Origin of the sequence: Streptomyces sp. JJ38 (assembly GCF_019303475.1) — a bacterium.
GTDB lineage: Bacteria > Actinomycetota > Actinomycetes > Streptomycetales > Streptomycetaceae > Streptomyces.
In genome coordinates this window covers 51,887-70,499 of record NZ_JABLSI010000017.1, presented here as the reverse complement: position 1 = coordinate 70,499, position 18,613 = coordinate 51,887, and the positions used below count along the sequence as shown (strand labels likewise).

2 protein-coding genes (both cut by a window edge) are annotated in these 18,613 nt (G+C 74.8%); both read left to right on the top strand.

Features of this window, described 5'->3' with window-relative positions; genetic code table 11:
* On the top strand, positions 1 to 9,401 hold the end of the coding sequence (locus tag HPT28_RS11605) for an SDR family NAD(P)-dependent oxidoreductase (protein ID WP_219090952.1). The gene continues 10,225 nt to the left of window position 1, outside the view; only the last 9,401 of its 19,626 coding nucleotides appear in the window; the start codon falls outside the window, past its left edge; it ends in the stop codon at positions 9,399 to 9,401.
* Positions 9,391 to 18,613, top strand: the 5' portion of a protein-coding gene (locus HPT28_RS11600; protein WP_219090951.1) for an SDR family NAD(P)-dependent oxidoreductase. It continues 4,283 nt past the right edge of the window; only the first 9,223 of its 13,506 coding nucleotides appear in the window; its start codon is at positions 9,391 to 9,393; the stop codon falls past the right edge of the window. Before HPT28_RS11605 ends, HPT28_RS11600 begins: the two co-directional genes overlap by 11 nt.

The window sequence follows — 18,613 nt, the reverse complement described above, 5'->3', positions numbered from 1 at the left end:
GGGCCGGAAGCTGTGACACCGCCCTCGTCGGCGGGGTCAACCTGCTGCTCTCACCGACCGTCTACATCTCCTTCTCCCGGGCCGGCATGCTCAGCCCGGACGGGCGTTGCAAGACCTTCGACGCGGCGGCCGACGGCTACGTCCGCGGTGAGGGCGTCGCCGCCCTGCTGCTCAAGCCGCTCTCGGCGGCGGTGCGGGACGGCGACCACGTCCACGCCGTGATCCGCGGCAGCGCGGTCAACCACGGCGGCCGCGTCAACACCCTCACGACGCCGAACCCGAACGCGCAGTCGTCGCTGATCGTCGACGCCTTCGCGGAGCGCGGCGTCGACCCGGGGACCGTCGGATACATCGAGGTGCACGGAACCGGCACCGCGCTGGGCGATCCCATCGAGATCAACGGGCTGAAGAGGGCGTACCGCGAACTGCGCGACCAGGCCGGGCTGCCCCGGCTTACCGGAGGCGGCACGGCGATCGGTTCCGTCAAGCCGGTCATCGGGCACCTGGAGGCGGCCGCGGGGGTGGCCGGCATCGTGAAGGCCGTCCTCGCGATGCGGCACGGCAAGCTGCCCGGCAGCCCGCACATCAAGGAGCTGAACCCGCACATCCAGCTGGCCGGAGGCCCGTTGCGGATTCCCGCCACGACGGAGCCCTGGCCGCGGCGGACGGGGCCGGACGGCCGTGAGCTGCCCCGGCGCGCCGCGGTGAGCTCCTTCGGCTTCGGCGGGACGAACGGGCATGTCGTGCTGGAGGAGTACCTGGAGCAGGACGCGGGCGCGGAGGCCACCGGGTCCGGGGGAGAGCGCGGCGCGCGCGTGTTCGTCCTCTCCGCCCGCACCGACGAGGCGCTGAGGGAGTACGCCGGCCTGCTGTCCCGCACGCTGCGGACCGCGGAGCAGGGGGCCGGGCAGGAGCCCGGCGCCGGGTCCGCGCAGGGGACGCACGGGATCGAGTCCGCGTTCATCGCCGTGGTCGCCGACGTCCTCGGCGTCGTTCCGGACGAGGTGCCCACCGACGAGCCGCTGGGCGACCTCGGCCTCGGGCCGGTCGCCCTGGACGGGCTGCGCGAGTGGATCGCCGAGCGGTGCGCCACGGCCGAGGGCGTCCAGGAGCCGCTGTCCGAACGCTCGGTCAAGGCTGTCGTCGCCGCGCTCCCCGCCACTTCCGACGGCGCGTCCGCCGCCGCGCCGACGCGGTACGGCCTGCGCGATCTCGCGTTCACGCTGCAACTCGGGCGCGAGGTCATGGACCACCGCTTGGCGGTGGTCTGCGAGGAGTCCCGCGTCCTGGCCGACTGCCTGGAGGCGTTCACCCGGGGCGAGGCGCGCGACGGGTGGCTGTGGCACGGCGTCGTGACCACGGCCCCCGGGGCTCCGGCCGTGCGGCCGGACGGCGAGGACCCGCGGTCGCTCGCCCGGCGTTGGACGGCGGGCGAGGACGTGGAGTGGGAGCGGCTCTACCAGGGCGACCGTCCCCGCAGGCTCTCCCTGCCGACCTACCCGTTCGCCCGCACGCGGTACTGGATACCCGGAGCCGAGGACCGGCAGGGCGGCTGGACGTCTCGTACCCGGCTGGAGTCCGGGGACCGGCGGTTCGCCGAGCACCGCGTGCACGGTCGGCCGGTCCTGCCCGGCGTGGCCCACCTCGCCCTCGCGCACACCGCGCTGTCCTCCCGGCGCCCCGGCAGGTTCGGGCTCCGCGAGGCGGTCTGGCTCCGGCCGCTGACCGTCGAGCCGGGGCAGGACCGGGCCGTCGAGGTGCGGCTGCGGGAGCAGCAGGGCGGGCGCGTCACGTACGAGGTGTGCGCGTCCGACGGGGACGGGCGGGCCGTGACCTACGCGCGCGGCGCCTGGGAGGAACTGCCCGGCGCCCCGGGGGCGGACCGCCCTTCGACGGTCGACCTGGCGGCCGTTCGGCGGCGCTGCCCCGTGACGCTGGACCACCACGAGGTGTACGAGCGATTCCGCGCCCTCGGTCTCGACTACGGGGCGCTGTTCCGCGGCCTGCGTGACGTCCGCGTCGGCGAGTACGACGTCCTCGGGTCCTTCACGACCCGGGACACGGGCCCGGTGCCGGGCGACCCGGCGTGGCACCCCACGGTGCTGGATGCCGCCCTCCAGGCCGTCAGCGCGTTCGGCTTCACCGCACCGGCCGGCGCGGGGGCCACCCGGCTGCCCTTCGCCCTGGAGTCGGCCGAGTTGCGGGAGCCGCTGCCGTCCTCGGGGCACGTCCACGTGAGCCGGGCCGACGAAGGACAGTACGACGTGAACGTGCTCGACGACACCGGTCGGATCCGCGCCGAACTCCGCGGCGTGACCGTGCGCGAGCAGCCCGGCGGGCCCGGCGGGCCCGGCGAACTCCGTGGGACCGGGGAGCGTGCGCAGGCCGTCGGCCCGCAGCCGGACGAGCGGCGGTTCGACGGCTTCTTCTTCGAGCCGTACTGGGTCGAGCAGCCCCTCTCGGAGGGCGACGGGGCGCCCACGCCCCCGGCACCCGGCGGGGGAACGCTCCTCGTGTGCCCGCCCCACTCCACCGCCCTCGAAGGAGCCCTGACCTCCCGAGCCCGCGGCGGTGACACCTGGCGCATACGGCTGGGTGCCCCGGGCACGGCGACCCGGGTCCTGGCCGAGCGGCTGTGGGAGGTGGACGCCGCGGACGAGGCGGCGTTGCGCGAACTGCTGGGGCGGCTCGGCGACGTCCGGCACGTCTGGTTCCTCGGCGGGCTGCAAGGGCCCGCGCGGGAGGCACCGGCCCCCGTCTCGGGCCGGGATCCCGTCCCCGACCCCACGGGCGTCTTCTTCCGGTTCGTCAGGGCGCTGTCGGACACCGACCGGATGGCGTCGCTGCGGTCGCTCGGGGTCGTCACCGACGACGTGCACGACGTGGACGGCGCCAGGACCGGGAATCCGCGGGCCGCCGGCCTGGTGGGCCTGTGCAAGACCCTGGCGAAGGAGTACCCGGGGCTGGCCGTGCGCTGCGTCGACCTCCAGACGCCCGCGCCCGGCGCCGGCGAGGCCGACGCGCCGGACCCGACGGCGGACGCGCTTCTCGCCGAGCCCGCCCAGCGGGACGGCGAGGAGATCGCCCTGCGTGCCGGTCGGCGCTTCGTGAAACGGCTGCGGCCCCGCCCGCTGCCCGCACCCGCGCGCCCGGTGTACCGCCAGGGCGGCACCTACCTCGTCGTCGGCGGGACCGGAGGCATCGGCCGTGCCCTGGTCGAGCACCTGGCCCGGACGGCCGCGGCCCGGCTGGTCCTGGTCGGTCGGAGTGCACCGGGCCCTCAGACGGCGAGCGTGGTCGCCCGGATCGCCGAGCTGGGCGGCGAGGCCGTCTACCTGTCGGCGGATGTCACGGACCTCGCCGCCATGCGCCGCACGGTCAAAGCCGCCACGGAGCGCTTCGGCGCGCTCCACGGCGTCTTCCACGCGGCGATGGTGCTGCGGGACTCGATCATCGAGCGGACGGACGCCGAGGCGTTCCACGCCGTCTACGACCCCAAGGCACGCGGCAGCGAGGTTCTCGGCGCGCTGTTCGCGGACGTCCCGCTGGACTTCCTGGTCTTCCTGTCCTCCGTGCAGTCCTTCACCGGTTCCATGGGACAGGGCAACTACGCGGCCGCGTCCACAGCCCAGGACGGCTTCGCCCGCGCTCTGGCAGGCCGGGCCGGGTACCCCGTACAGATCGTCAACTGGGGCGTGTGGGGAACCGTCGGGGCCGTCGCCTCGCCGCGCTACCGGGAGGAGCTGCGCGCCCGCGGCTTCCGGCCCATCGAACCGGCGGACGGCATGGCGGCCCTGGAACGTGTGCTGGCGTCCGGCAGGCGGCAGCTCGTCGCCCTCGACGCGGACGAGCACGTGCTGCACGGCATCGGTGTGCGTGACGACGCCGCGACGCGAGCCGAGCCCGCGTACGACGGCGCCGCGCTGATGACCGGTGCGGCGAGCCACCTCGCCGAGGAGCGGGCCCTTGAGGACTTCATCGCCCTGGAGCTGTGCGTGCTGCTGCGCGGGGCGGGACTGCTCCAACGGCCCGGCCAGGAGCACCGGCTGAGCGAGCCCGAGGAGGCGCTCGGCGCCCGGCCGCACCACCGCCGCCTGGTCGAGGGGCTGGTGCGGGTACTCGCGCGCGGCGGCTTCGTCGAACTGGACGGGGACCGGATGTGGGCCACCGGGCGGGTCCTGGCCGCAGGAGCGGCCGAGGGCCGGGCCCGGAGCGAACGCGCGGCGGCCCTGCGGTCCGCACACCCGGGCCTGGCGGCGCGGCTGGAGCTGGTGTGCGGCTGCCTGGACGGCCTGCGGGCGGTGCTCGCCGGGGAAGTCTCCCCGACCGAGGTGCTGTTCCCGGCGGGGTCCAGTGAGCGGGTGGCGTCCGTCTACCGGGGCGCCCGGCTCGTCGACCACTGCAACCGGCTGTTGGCCGAGCACGTCGTGCGCCATGTTCGCGAGACGGCGGCGGGCCGCCGCCCGCGCATCCTGGAGATCGGTGCCGGCACCGGCGCCACCAGCGCCGAGGCGCTGGCGGCCCTGCGCGGCGCCGGGATCGAGGCCGACTACGACTACACCGACGTCTCCGTGCGCTTCCTGCACGAGGCCGAACGCCGCTGGGCGGATCGGCGGGACGTCCGCATGGCTTTCCGATCCCTCGACATTGGGCGCCCGGTCGAGGCGCAGGGCTTCGAGACCGGCCGGTACGACGTGGTGATCGCGGCCAACGTGCTGCACGCCGTGGCCGACCTGGACGGCGCCCTCGACGGGGCCCGGGCCCTGCTCGCCCCGTCCGGCCGGCTCCTGCTCACCGAGGTGACCCGGGCCCTGGCCTTCCACACCGTCACCTTCGGCCTGCTGGACGGCTGGTGGGCCTACACCGACGCCGCGCGGCGGCTGCCGTCCTCCCCGCTGCTCGACGACGAGATGTGGCGGCGACGGCTGGAACACGCGGGGTTCACGGGAGTGGACGTACACGGGGAGGCGGACGTGCCGGGATCGCTGTCCCAGCGGGTGATCACGGCGGTGCCCGCCGCCGGGGCGGGCACCGCCGTGCGGCCCCGTCCCGCGGAACCCGCCGCTGCCGTGCCTCCGCCTCCCGCGGAACCCGCCGCTCCCGCCGCGTCGGCGGTGGTCGATCTGCCCGGCCACGTCGCCGGGTTGATCACCGCGTTCGCGGCGGAGGCGCTGAGCATGTCCCCGGACGAGCTGGCGCCCGACCGTCCGCTGTCGTCATACGGCGTGGACTCGATCGTGGGCGTCGAGCTGATCAACCGGATCAACCAGGAACTCGGCATCACGCTCAAGACGATCGTGATCTTCGACTACCCGACGGTGGGGGAGCTGGCGGCCCACGTGGTCGAGCGGCACGAGAGCGTCGTCGCGGAACGGCTGCGTGTCGGACAGCCGCCCGTCGAACCCGCCGGGGAACACCGGCAGGACCGTCCGGACGAACGCCCCGAGAGCCGTCCGGAGGACCACCCCGTGAGCCGCCCCGAGAGCCCGGCCGAGTGGCAAGTCGGCGAACACCGCGGGCACGTGGGGGAGTTCGACGGCGTGCGCCCCACGGCGTCGACGCGGGGGCCGGGGCCGGGGGCTGCGTCGGAGGGCGGTGCCGGGTTCCGAGCGGTGCGCTTCGAACGTCCGGGCAGTCCGGCGGATCTGAAGCTCGTGCCCATTGAGCCGGTGGCGCCCGGCCCCGGCGAGGTCGAGGTCCAGGTCAGGGCCTTCCCGGTCAACTTCTCCGACTTCCTCGCGGCCAAGGGCCTGTACCCGATGATGCCGGACTTCCCGTTCACCCCCGGGGTGGAGGTCTCCGGGGTGGTCCGCCGGGTGGGGCCCGGCGTCCAGCGGGTGAAGCCAGGCGACGCGGTGATCGCGCTCACTCGTCCCGAGATGGGTGGGCAGGCGTCGGTCGTCCTCACCGACGAGAGCTTCGTCGTACGCAAGCCGGACAACCTCACGCACGAGGAGGCGTGCGGCGTGCCCGTCGCCTTCCTCGCCATGTGGCTGGCCTTCGAACGGGCCGGGGTGCGGGCCGGTGAACGGGTACTGATCCGGGCGGCGACCGGGACGAACGGGCTGATGGCCGTGCAGTTGGCGCAGCTCGCGGGAGCCGAGATCATCGCCACGGCCGGCTCCCGGCGCAAGGTCGACCACCTCGTCGCGATGGGCGTGCCCGACCCCATCGACCACCAGGAGCGCGACGTCCCCGAGGAGGTGCTGCGCAGGACGGGCGGCGCCGGGGTCGACGTCGTCATCAACACCCTCGGGGACGGCGCGACCCAGGAGGGGCTCAACCTGCTCGCCCCGGACGGGCGTTACGTCGAGATCGCCGTCTTCGGGCTCCAGGCGTCCGGTGGGCTGGACCTGTCCCGGATGGTCGACAACCAGAGCTTCCACAGCTTCAACACCAAGAAGTACTTCCTGAACCATCCCGAGCGGCGGATTCCGTGCTTGGAGGCGATGGCCGAGCACCTGGAGTTCGGCAAGATCCGGCCGCTCGTCGCGCACGTCGTCCCGTTCGACCGCGTCACCGAGGCGTACGCCCTGAAGGCCGACCGGGGCACGATCGGCCGCGTCGTGGTCACCGTGCCGGAGCCCGAGGACCCGGCGGGCACGGCGGACGGCGGTTCGCGCGCGCTCGCCGCGCCGGAGCGCGAGGAGCGGTCCGCCGCCACTGCCGGACGGCCCGCCGGCCGCACAGGCGGTACCGCCGACATCGCCGTCATCGGCATGTCCGGCCGGTACGCCGGGGCGGACGACCTCGACGCGCTGTGGGACAACCTCGCCCGAGGCGTGTGCTCGGCCGGTGACGTTCCCGCGGAACGCTGGTCCAGCGAGCGCTTCCACGACCCCGACCCGACCCGCCTGGACGCGACGTACTGCTCCCGCGGCGCGTTCCTCGACGACATCGACGCCTTCGACGCACCCTTCTTCGCCATGTCCGGGAAGGAGGCGGCCCAGACCGATCCCCAACAGCGGCTCTTCCTGGAGGAGTCGTGGAAGGCGCTGGAGGACGCCGGCTATCCGGCCCGCGCGATGAACGGGCGCCCCTGCGGGGTCTTCGTGGGGGTCGGGCCGAGCGAATACCTCACCCGGATGAACAAGGCGGAGGTCCTGAAGGAGGCCCAGTCCTTCTGGGGCAACGAGGCGTCGGTCCTGGCCGCCCGCATCTCCTACTTCCTCAACCTCCGCGGCCCCAGCCTCGCGGTGAACACCGCCTGCTCCTCCTCGCTCGTCGCCGTGCACCTCGCCTGCCAGAGCCTGCTGGCCGGCGAGTGCGAGACGGCCGTCGCCGGTGGGGTGTTCCTGACCCTCGCGCCGGACTACTTCGTCGTGGCCAGCAACGGCACCATGCTGGCGCCGGACGGTGTCTGCAAGACCTTCGACGACGCGGCGGACGGCTTCGGGCCGGGCGAGGGGGTCGGCGCGCTGGTCCTCAAGCCGCTGGACGCCGCGCTCCGGGACGGGGACCACGTCCACGGAGTGATCAAGGGCTCGGCGATCAACCAGGACGGCAGGACCAACGGCATCACCGCGCCCAGCGGCGCCGCGCAGACCGCCGTGGAGCTCGCCGCCTACGAGCGGGCGGGCATCAGCCCGGAGACGCTCGGCTACGTCGAGGCCCACGGTACGGGGACCCGGCTGGGCGACCCGATCGAGATCGAGGCGCTCAGCAACGCGTTCGGCCGCTACACGGACCGGAAGTCGTTCTGCCCGATCGGTTCGGTCAAGACGAACATCGGTCACACGGCCGCGGCGGCGGGCATCGCCGGAGTCATCAAGACGCTGCTGGCCTTCCGGCACCGCCAGCTTCCCCCGTCGGCCAACTTCCGCACGCCCAACCAGCTCATCGAATTCGCCGACACCCCGTTCTACGTCAACACCGAGCTGCGTCCCTGGACCACCCGGGACGGGCTGCCGCGTCGCGCCGCGGTCAGCAGCTTCGGCTTCAGCGGGACCAACGCCCACGTCGTGCTGGAGGAGCCGTCCGCACCGCGTCACCCCGCGCCCGCCGTCCGCTCGCACACCGCGGTCGGTCCCCACGACGCTGCCCGGCCGCAGTTCGCCGTCCCCCTGTCGGCGCAGACCCCGCGGGCGCTGGCCGCGCGCATCGAGGGGCTGGCCGACTGGCTGGACCGGCACGGGACGACCGCGCCCCTCCCCGAGATCGCCGGCAACCTACAGCTGTACCGGGACCACTTCCGGGAGCGGGCCGTGTTCCTGGTCCGCGACCAGGACGAGCTGAGGGCCCGTCTGCGCGAGGCCCTCGACGGGGACGGAGCGCCACCGCCGCCGGCGGCCGACGACCCCCTGCTGGCCGAGGCCGTCACCCGGTACCTGGCCGGACAGGACACGGACTGGCGTGACCTGTGGACGGGCGAGGGCTGCCGCAGAATCCCGCTCCCCACCTACCCGTTCGACCGCCAGCGGTACTGGTACACCGGGCGGGACACCGTCTACGGTCCGACGACCCACGAGGCGCCCGAGCTGGAGCGGGTGAGCGCACCCGGAGCCACGCCCGTCGAGCTGGCCGCCGAGCTGACCGGCGACGAGTTCTTCCTCACCGACCATCTGGTGGAGGGCCGTCCGACCCTGCCCGGGGTGCTGTACCCCGAACTGGCCGTGCAGGCCGCCGGGGAGGCCGGGCTGCGGGCGGACGCGGTGACCGGCCTCCAGTGGCTGCGTCCGCTCGTGACCGACGGCGGCCCCGTGCGCGTCACCGTGCACCTGGAGCGGGACGGGAACGCCACCCGCTTCGAGATCCGGTCAGCCGACGTGGTGCACGCGCGGGGGAGGCTCGAACCGCGTGCCGCCCAGACCCCCGCGCACCGGACGGACCTCGACGCCCTGCGGCGCTCGTGTCCCCACCCGGTGCCGGTCGCCGAGCACTACCGGGTCCTGGCCGGCATGGGGCTGGCACACGGGCCGGCGCTGGCCTGCCTCCGCGACCTGCGGGTCGGCCAGGACGTCGTCCTGGCGCGGCTCCGGCTCCCGGACGCCCTCGCGGGGACCCGTGCCGCCTACGGGCTGCACCCCAGCCTGGCGGATGGGGCCCTCCAGGTCCTCGCCGCCATGCCCGCCGTCCGCGGCCTCGGGGCGACCCGCCCGCTGCTCCCCGTCGCACTCGACGAGCTGGTCCAGTCGGCCCGGCTGCCGCAGTCGGTCCTGGTCTGTGCGACGGCCCACCCGGTGACCGGCCGCCGGGACGTCCACACCTTTGACATCCAGCTTCTGGACGAAGAGGGCCGTGAGGTGCTCGCGCTGAAGCGCCTGACGATCAAGTTGCCCGATGTCGGTACAGCCGCCGCGCCTAACGGCGCGGACCTGACGGACCTGCTCCGTCGGTTCCGGAACGGCGAGATCGACGAGAGTGAGGCCGAGTCGGCCCTGGAGGCTTTCCTTGCAGAATGACGCTACGGGCCGCAAGGCCCTCCTGAGCAGGATCCGGTCCGGTGCCATCGGCGTGGAGGAGGCCGTCCGCCTGCTGAGCACGCCCGAGGCCCGTACGCCGGTCGGCGAAGCCCCCCGGCCGGAGGCCGCGGAGGCCGCGGAGGCCGCGGAGGAACGGACGGGACGGCTGGCCGACTGGCTGTGCGGGATCGTCGCCGCCGAGGCGCGCGTACCCGCGGACACCATTGACCCCGACGAGCCGCTGGACCGCTACGGCTTCGACTCGGTGATGGCGCTGAACGTGGTCCGCGCGATCGAGGCGCACGTCGGAACGGTCTCGGCGACCCTCCTCTTCGAGCACCAGACGGTGAGCGCGTTGGCCGACCACCTGGCGCTGGAGCACGCGGAGGCCGTCGGGCGACTCCTGTCCGCCACCGTGGGGCCCACGCCCGCGGCGTCCGCCCGAGCCCACGCGGCCCCCGTCAACGCGGCCCCCGTCAACGCGGCTCCCACCGCCGCACCGGCCGCGCCCCGGGACGGCGACACCCGCGTGGCCGTCGTCGGCATCAGCGGACGCTTCCCCCAGGCCGAGAACCTCGACGCCTTCTGGGAGAACCTCGTGGCCGGACGCGACTGCGTCACCGAGGTCCCGGAGAGCCGCTGGGACCACCGGCGGCACTTCGATCCGCGCCCCGGCGTCCCCGGGAAGAGCTACACCAAGTGGGGCGGCTTCCTCGACGGCATCGACGAGTTCGATGCCGAGTTCTTCCGCATCTCCCCGCGCGAGGCCGAGCGGATGGACCCGCAGGAGCGCCTCGTCCTCCAGGAGGTCTGGCACGCGTTCGAGGACGGCGGGCTGACGCGCGCCCGGCTGGCCGGTGAGGCGGTGGGCGTCTACATCGGCGTCATGTACTCCCAGTACCAGCTGCTCCAGGCCGAGGAGGCCGTGCGAGGCAACCCGCTGTACCTGGGCTCGTCCTACGCGTCCATCGCCAACCGGGTCTCGCACTTCTTCGACCTGCGCGGCCCCAGCCTGGCCGTGGACACGATGTGCTCCTCCTCGCTCACCGCGATCCACCTGGCCTGCGAGGCGCTGGCGCGCGGGGACGTCAGCGCGGCCGTCGCGGGCGGAGTCAACCTCACGCTCCATCCCGCCAAGCACATCGACCTCAGCCAAGGCCGCTACGCCGCCGGCGACGGACGCTGCCGCAGCTTCGGCGAGGGCGGTGACGGATACGTACCCGGCGAGGGCGTGGGCGCGGTCGTCCTCAAGCGGCTGGACGACGCCCTCGCGGACGGGGACCGGGTCCACGCCGTGATCCGCGGCAGCGCCACGGCCCACGGTGGGAAGACCAACGGGTACACCGTGCCCAACCCGAACGAGCAGGCCCGGCTCATCGCGGAGGTCTGCCGCAGGGCCGGGATCGCACCGCGCGACATCGGCTTCGTCGAGGCCCACGGAACCGGCACCTCGCTCGGCGACCCCATCGAGGTCACGGCGCTCGCCCGCGCCCTCGGCCCGCGCCCCGAGGGACAGCCCCCGACCGCCATCGGATCGGTGAAATCCAGCATCGGTCATCTGGAGGGCGCCGCCGGTATCGCCGGCCTGGCCAAGGTGGTGCTCCAGCTCCGCCACCGCCGCCTCGTCCCCTCGCTGCACGCCGATCCGCCCAACCCGCACATCGACTTCGAGGCCGCCGGGCTGCGGCTCCAGCGCACGGCGGAGGACTGGCCCGCCCGAACGGACCAGGCCGGTGCGCCGTTGCCGCGCCTCGCCGGGATCAGCTCGTTCGGGGCCGGAGGCGCCAACGCGCACCTGATCGTCGAGGAGCCCCCGCCGCCGCGCCCGGTGCCGTCGCCCGCCGTGGCGAGCCCCCGGCTCGTCCTGCTGTCGGCGCCCACCGAGGAGGGCCTGCGCGCCCAGGCGGGCGCTCTCGCCGACTACGCCGGGCGTCACCACGCCACCGCGCCGGACGAGGGCGCCGCCTGGCTGGCGGGCGCCGCGTACACCCTGCGGGAGGGCCGGGAGGCGTTCGAGCACCGGCTCGCCCTCGTCGTCCCCGGTGTGCCGGACCTGGTCGAGCGGCTCCGGGACTTCGCCGAGCACCGTGCCCGAGACGGCGCCCGTGACGGTGTCCTCCTGGGGACGGCGGACGGAGTCCGTGGGAAGCCCCGGAGAGGGGCGGATCCGGAACCGGCGACCGAGGACGACCTCGAGGGCGCCGCCCGCCGGTGGGTCCGGGGCGAGACCGTCGACTGGAGCCGACTGGACACGCCCGCCCCGCCGAGGGTGGGGCTGCCGGGCTACCCGTTCCGGCCCGAGCGCCACTGGCCGCAGCTCAGCCACGGCGCCGCGGGCGTGGGCCTGCCCGTCGCCGATCCGGCGATTCGGCACCCGCTCCTGGACCGCAACGTCTCGGTCTTCGGCCGCCAGCGCTTCGTCACCGCCTTCAGCCTCGCCGCACCGCTGGTGCGCGACCACCTGGTGGCGGGGCGCGCCCTGCTGCCGGGCGCCGCGGTCGTCGAGATGGTCCTCGCCGCCGCTGCGGAGTCGGGCTTCGACGGCGCCCCGACCCTCGCGGACCTCGTGTGGGACGCGCCGGTCGAGGTGCCCCTCGACGGCACCCACCACGTCGAGGTGACCCTCGTCCCGCGCGGCGCCGATCCCGCCGTCGCGGATTTCACCGTCTCCGGCGCGGGGGAGGACGGCGGCGCGGTGCACGTCCGGGGCCGGGTCCTGCGCGGCTCCGCCCGGGCCGCGGAACCGGCGGCCGACGACGGCCTCGGCCTCCTCGACGTGACGGCGATTGCCGCCGCCTGCACCACCCGGATCGACGGCGAAAGCTGCTACCGGCGGTTCGACGAGCAGGGCCTGCGGTACGGGCCCGTCCTGCGCGTGCTCGAATCCGTCCGCTCGGGGGCCGGGGAGGCGCTGGGCCGGATACAGCTCGACGCCTCCGGGCGCCCGCGGGCGCCCGAAACCGGCTACCGGCTCCACCCGGCCCTCCTCGACGGGGCCTTCCAGACCCTGGTGGCCTTCGACGACCCCGCTTCCCCGGGCCCGGCCCGGGTGCCGTTCGCCGTGGAGCGGGTGCTGACCGGTCCCGGCCCGCTGCCCGACGCGTGCTGGGTGCACGCCCGTCCCCGTCCCGGAGCGCTGGACGAGCAGGGGCGGCCCCAGGTCTTCGACCTGACGCTGGCCGACGACGGCGGTCGCGTCGTGGCCCGCGTGGAGGGGTTGGTGGTCCGCCCCGTGCGGGGCGTTCGCTCGGCGGTGGTGGCCCTGCGTCCTGTCTGGCAGCCGGCCGCACGGCCGGCGGCCGCCGAACGCGCGCCGCGCACCGTGCTCGTGTTCGACCGGGACGACGCGTGGGGGCTGGCCGACGCGCTCGCCGCCGAGGCGGCGCCGGCCACCCGTATCGTGCGCGTCCTGCCGGGCGAGCGCTTCCGCCGGATGGGGGAGGACCGCTTCGAGATCGTGCCCGGCGACGGCGAACACCACGAACGGCTGTTGGCGGAGCTGGCCGGGCCCACGGCCGCGTCCACAGCCGAAACCACGGTCGCTCGGGCGCCGTTCGACGCCGTGGTCCACGCCTGGGCGGGCGGCCCGTCCGCCGCGGACGCCGCCGTCACCGCGCACGACCTGGAGACGGGGTTCCACGCGCTGCTGGGGCTGACCGCCGCGCTGGCGCGCCGGGCCCCCGGGGCGCCCGTTCGACTGGTCTGCCTGACACCGGCCGAGGCGCCTGCCTTCGGTGCGGTGGGCGGCTTCTGCCGGGCCGTCGCCGCCGAGCACCCGTCCTACGCCTTCACCACCCTCACCCTCCCCGCGCCGGGCGGGACCGCGGCCAGGCGTGGCCAGGCCGATGCCCGGCTGGTCGCGGCGGAACTCGCCGCCGCCGTGGCCGGGGGCGAGGAGGTCCGCTACGACGGCGAGGGGAACCGGCAGGCCCGCCGCCTGGTCGAGACCGAGGGCGCGGCCGCCGGTGCCGCGCGGCCTGAGCCTCAGGGCGCACGGCTGCGAACCGGTGGGGTGTACCTGGTGACCGGCGCGCTCGGTGGCCTCGGACGCCAACTCGCCCTGCACCTGGCCCGCCGGTGGCAGGCCCGCCTGGTCCTGAGCGGGCGCTCGCCCCGGGACGGGGACACCGACCACTTCCTCCGCGAACTGGAGGAGCACGGTGCCCGGGCCTGCTACGTCGCGGCCGACTGCGCCACCGAGGACGGTGCCCGCACGCTGGTCGACGAGGCGCGCGCCCGGTTCGGCGGCCTGGACGGCGTCCTGCACCTCGCCGGCGTGCTGCGCGACGGGCTCGTCGCCCGCAAGACCCGCAACCACGCTGAGGCGGTCGTGCGGCCCAAGGTCTGGGGCGCACATCACCTCGACCTCGCCACACGCCGCGATCCGCTCGACTTCTTCGCCCTGTTCTCCTCGGCGAGCGGAGTGACCGGGGTCGCGGGGCAGAGCGACTACGCTTTCGCCAACGCCTTCCTGGACGGCTTCGCCGAGTGGCGGGAGGGCCGCCGCCACGACGGCGACCGTTCGGGCGCGACCGTCTCCATCGCCTGGCCGCTGTGGGAGGCGGGCGGCATGGACGTCGACGAGAAGGCCAAGCGCTGGATCGAGGAGAACCTCGGCTGGGTGCCGCTGCCCGTGGAGACGGGTATGCGCGTCTTCGAGTCGGTGCTCGGCGGGGCCCACGCGCGCAGCGCCGTGTTCCACGGCCGCCGCGCCACCATCCTGCGTACGCTCCTGCCGGTCGACGACGACCAGGCCGCCGGTCGGCCGGGCGTGGACACGGAGCCGGAGCCGCAGCAGGCGCCGGAGCCGGAGGGCCCGCCCGCCGGGGCGGACGCCTCGGCGGCGGAGCGGAAGCTGCTGGACCGGCTCACCCGACTCGTCGCCGAGGAGCTGAGGATGCCGCCGGCGCGGGTGGAGCCCCGGACGCCGTTCGAGCGCTACGGACTCGAGTCCGTGATGGTCATGAACGTCACCCGGGAGCTGGAGGAGGTCTTCGGAGAGCTTCCCAAGACGCTCTTCTTCGAGCACCGGTGCCTGGCGGACCTGTGCCGGTACCTCGTCGAGAGCCACCCGCGGGCGGTGGCCGAGCACTTCGGGCAGCCCGCCGCCCGGCCCGTCGCGGAACCCGTGGCCGAACCCGCCGCGTCGCCCGCTCCGGTGGTCGCCGAGGCCACCGCCGTCGCACGGCCCTCGGCCACCGGCGTGGAGTCCTCGGCGGTGCGGGACGAGCCGATCGCCATCGTGGGGGTCAGCGGGCGGTACCCGATGGCCGACACCCTGGAGGAGTTCTGGCAGAACCTGAAGGACGGCCGGGACTGCGTCACCGAGGTGCCCCGCTCCCGTTGGGACCACGCCCGGTACTTCGCACCCGACACGGACGGCGCCGGCACGACCTACGCCAAGTGGGGCGGCTTCCTGCGGGACGTCGACCGCTTCGACCCGCTGTTCTTCAACATCGCGCCCCGCGAGGCGCGGCTGATGGACCCGCAGGAGCGGATCTTCCTCCAGGCGGCGTGGCACGCGCTGGAGGACGCCGGGCACGCCCGCTCGGCGCCGGGCGGCCGCAGGACAGGTGTCTATGTGGGCGTCATGTACGCCCAGTACCAGCTGTACGGCGCGGCCCCGGCGGCGCAGAGCCAGGGGTTCGTGCCGGGTTCGCTGTCGGCTTCCGTCGCCAATCGGGTGTCGTACGTCCTCGGCCTCAACGGCCCCAGCGTCGCGCTGGACACCATGTGCTCCTCCTCCCTCACCGCGCTGCACCTGGCCTGTGCGGGCATTCGGCTGGGCGACTGCGACGAGGCGCTGGTCGGCGGCGTCAACGCGATCCTCCACCCCAACCGCTACCTCCAGCTCAGCCAGGCGAAGTTCGCCTCGACCGACGGACGCTGCCGCAGCTTCGGCGAGGGCGGCGACGGCTATGTGCCCGGTGAGGGGGTCGGCGCGCTGCTGCTGAAGCCGCTGAGCCGGGCGGAGGCCGACGGCGACCACGTCTACGCGGTGATCCGCGGTACGGCCGTCAACCACGGCGGACGCAGCAACGGCTTCACCGTGCCGACGCCGACGGCCCAGGGAGACGTGATCGGCGAGGCCCTGCGCAGGGCCGGGGTCGACCCCGCGGAGATCGGCTACGTCGAGGCGCACGGCACCGGCACGGCGCTCGGCGACCCGATCGAGATCGCCGGCCTCAACCGCGCCTTCGCGGCGTTGGGGAAGGCGCGGCAGACGTCCTGCCCCATCGGCTCGGTGAAGTCGAACATCGGCCACCTGGAGTCGGCCGCGGGCGTCGCGGCCATCACCAAGGTGCTCCTCCAGTTCCGGCACCGTGCCCTGGTGCCCTCGCTGCACGCCGAGCGGCTGAACCCCCACATCGCCTTCGACGGCGGTCCCTTCGAGGTACAGCGCTCCTACGCGCCCTGGCAGCCCCGCCGGGCCGACGGGCGGGACCTCCCCCTGCTGGCCGCGGTCAGCTCCTTCGGCGCCGGCGGGTCCAACGCCCACGCGATCCTTGAGGAGTACGTACCGCGGGCCGCCGAGCGGTCCGGAGGAACGGAGAGCGGCCGGGGCACCGAACTCGTCGTCCTGTCGGCCAGGACGGAGACACAGCTGCGCGGACTCGCGGGCAGCCTGGCCGACGCGGTGCTCCCGGGCTCCGGGCCGACGGCGTCCCCGGCCGGAATCCTCATGGCGGAGGCCGACCTGCGCACCGCCGTGTCCGACATCCTGGGCGTCCCCGCGGACTTCGTCGACCTGGACGAGGACCTGGAGAGCCTGGGCTTCGACCCGGTCACCCTGGCGGAACTCGCGGAGCACCTGCGGGCCGTCCACGGTGAGGCGGCCGCCGCCGCTGCCGCGCCGAGCGGCCAGCGCAGCCTTCGCGAACTGGCCGAAGCTCTGGCCGAGTCCTCCGCTCCGGCCACCGGCGCGGGCGACCGGGACCCCGACCGGCTGCGCGACATCGCCTTCACCCTCGGCGCCGGCCGGGAGCCGCAGAGCGAACGCTTGGCCCTGGTCGTGGCCGACATCCGGGAACTCGCCACCACCTTGCGGGAGTTCGCGGACGGCCACGAGCCGTCCACCGCCTACCGGGGCCGGGCGGATGGGCACTCCGGACTGCTGGACGACCTCCTCGACGGGCAGGAGGGGGCGGCCTTCCTCGCCGCGGTCCGCCGCAGCGGGGACCTGACGAGGCTCGCACGCCTGTGGACGGCGGGTCTGGACGCGGCGGGTGAGCCGCAGACGCGGGGTGAGGCCCGGCGGGTCCCCCTGCCGGGGTATCCCTTCGCCCGGGACCGCTACTGGGTCCCGGAACTCCCGGAGTCGCCGGAGCCCACGGCGCCCTCCGCGCCTCCGGCCTCCCCGGAGACCGTTGAGGCGGCGGTCGCCGGGCGGGAGGAACCGCCCGTGGCCGAGGCGAGTCCGCCCCGGCCGGCGGAGACGCCGGCCGCCCCGGTCGTGCCCCCCGCGCCGCCCTCCCCGGCCCCGGCGGCCTCTGCGGGGCCGGACCTCGCGACCGTCACCGAGGTCGTCGTCACCGCGATGGCGGCGGTGCTGGAGGTCCCGGCCGAGGAGTTCCAGCCCGACGTGCCCCACTCCGACTTCGGCGTGGACTCGGTGCTCGCCGTGGAGATCGTGGAACGGATCAACAAGGAGCTGGGCACGGACCTGCGCCCGACCGACTTCTTCAACTACCCGACGCTGCGCAGGCTCGCGGAGCACGTGGCGGAGATGACCGGCGCCGACGCGTCCGGCCGCTCCGACGGCGGGGGCGCCCCGGAGGGCACCCCCGAGCCGGCGGCCCCCGCTGTCGCGTCGCCAGCTCCCACGCCCCCGGTGCCGACGGCGCCCGCTGCCGTGTCCACGGCTCCCGCGCCGACGGCGCCCGCCGTGCCGGACCTCCGGGCAGCGTCGGCCCCCGTCGCCGTCGGCCCCGACGACATCGCGGTCATCGGTATGTCGGGCCGGTTCGCCGACGCCGCCGACCTGGACGAGCTGTGGGCCAACCTGGCCGCGGGCCGCGACTCGGTGCGGGAGATCCCGCGAAGCCGCTGGGACGCGGAGGTCCACTGGGACCCGGACCCCCGGGTGGCCGGCAAGACGTACAGCAAGTGGGGTTCCGTCCTGGAGGGCATCGACCGGTTCGACCCCGACTTCTTCGGGATCTCCCCGCGCGAGGCCCGTCTGATGGACCCGCAGCAGCGGCTGTTCCAGATGGAGGCCTGGCGGGCCATCGAGGACGCCGGTTACAGCGACCGGTCGCTCGACGGGGTCGAGTGCCCGGTGTTCGTCGGCACGTCGATGGGCGACTACCACCACCTGCTCCGGGAACACGGGGTGCCCGTGGAGGGCTACACGTTCATGGGCACCCATCCCGCGGTGCTCTCGTCGCGGCTCTCCTACCACCTCAACCTGAAGGGGGCGAGCCTCGCGGTGGACACCTCGTGCTCGTCCTCCCTGATGGCCGTCCACCTAGCCTGCGAGGCGCTCCGGGAGGGGCGCGGCGAACTGGCGCTGGCCGGCGGTGTCGCCGCCCTGGCCACCCCCGAGCTGCACATCCTGGCGAGCAAGGCCGGCATGCTCTCGCCCCGCGGGCGCTGCCGTCCCTTCGACGACGGCGCCGACGGCTTCGTCCCCGGGGAGGGCGTGGGCGTCGTGCTGCTCAAGCGGCTGGACCACGCCCTGCGGGACGGCGACCACATCCACGGCGTCATCGCGGGCACCGGAGCCAACCAGGACGGCCGGACCAGCGGCATCACCGCCCCCAGCGCCCCGGCGCAGAGCGGACTGCTCAGGTCCGTCTACGAGCGGTTCGGCATCGACCCGGGGCGGATCGGCTACGTGGAGTGCCACGGCACGGGCACGCGGCTGGGCGACCCCATCGAGGTCGAGGCGCTCACCGACACCTTCCGGGCGTTTACCGAGCGGCGCGGCTACTGCGCCGTCGGCTCCATCAAGTCCAACCTCGGCCACACCCTGACCGCCTCCGGAGTGGCGGGCCTCTTCAAGGTCCTGCTGTCCCTGAAGCACCGCAGGCTGGCGCCGACGGTGCACTTCCGCACCCCCAACCAGCACATCCCCTTCGACGAGAGCCCCTTCTACGTCAGCTCCGAGCTGGCCGAGTGGCCCACGGAGGACGGCGCGGCGCGCCTCGCGGCGGTCAGCTCCTTCGGGTTCAGCGGAACCAACGTGCACGCGGTGGTACGTGAGGCACCGG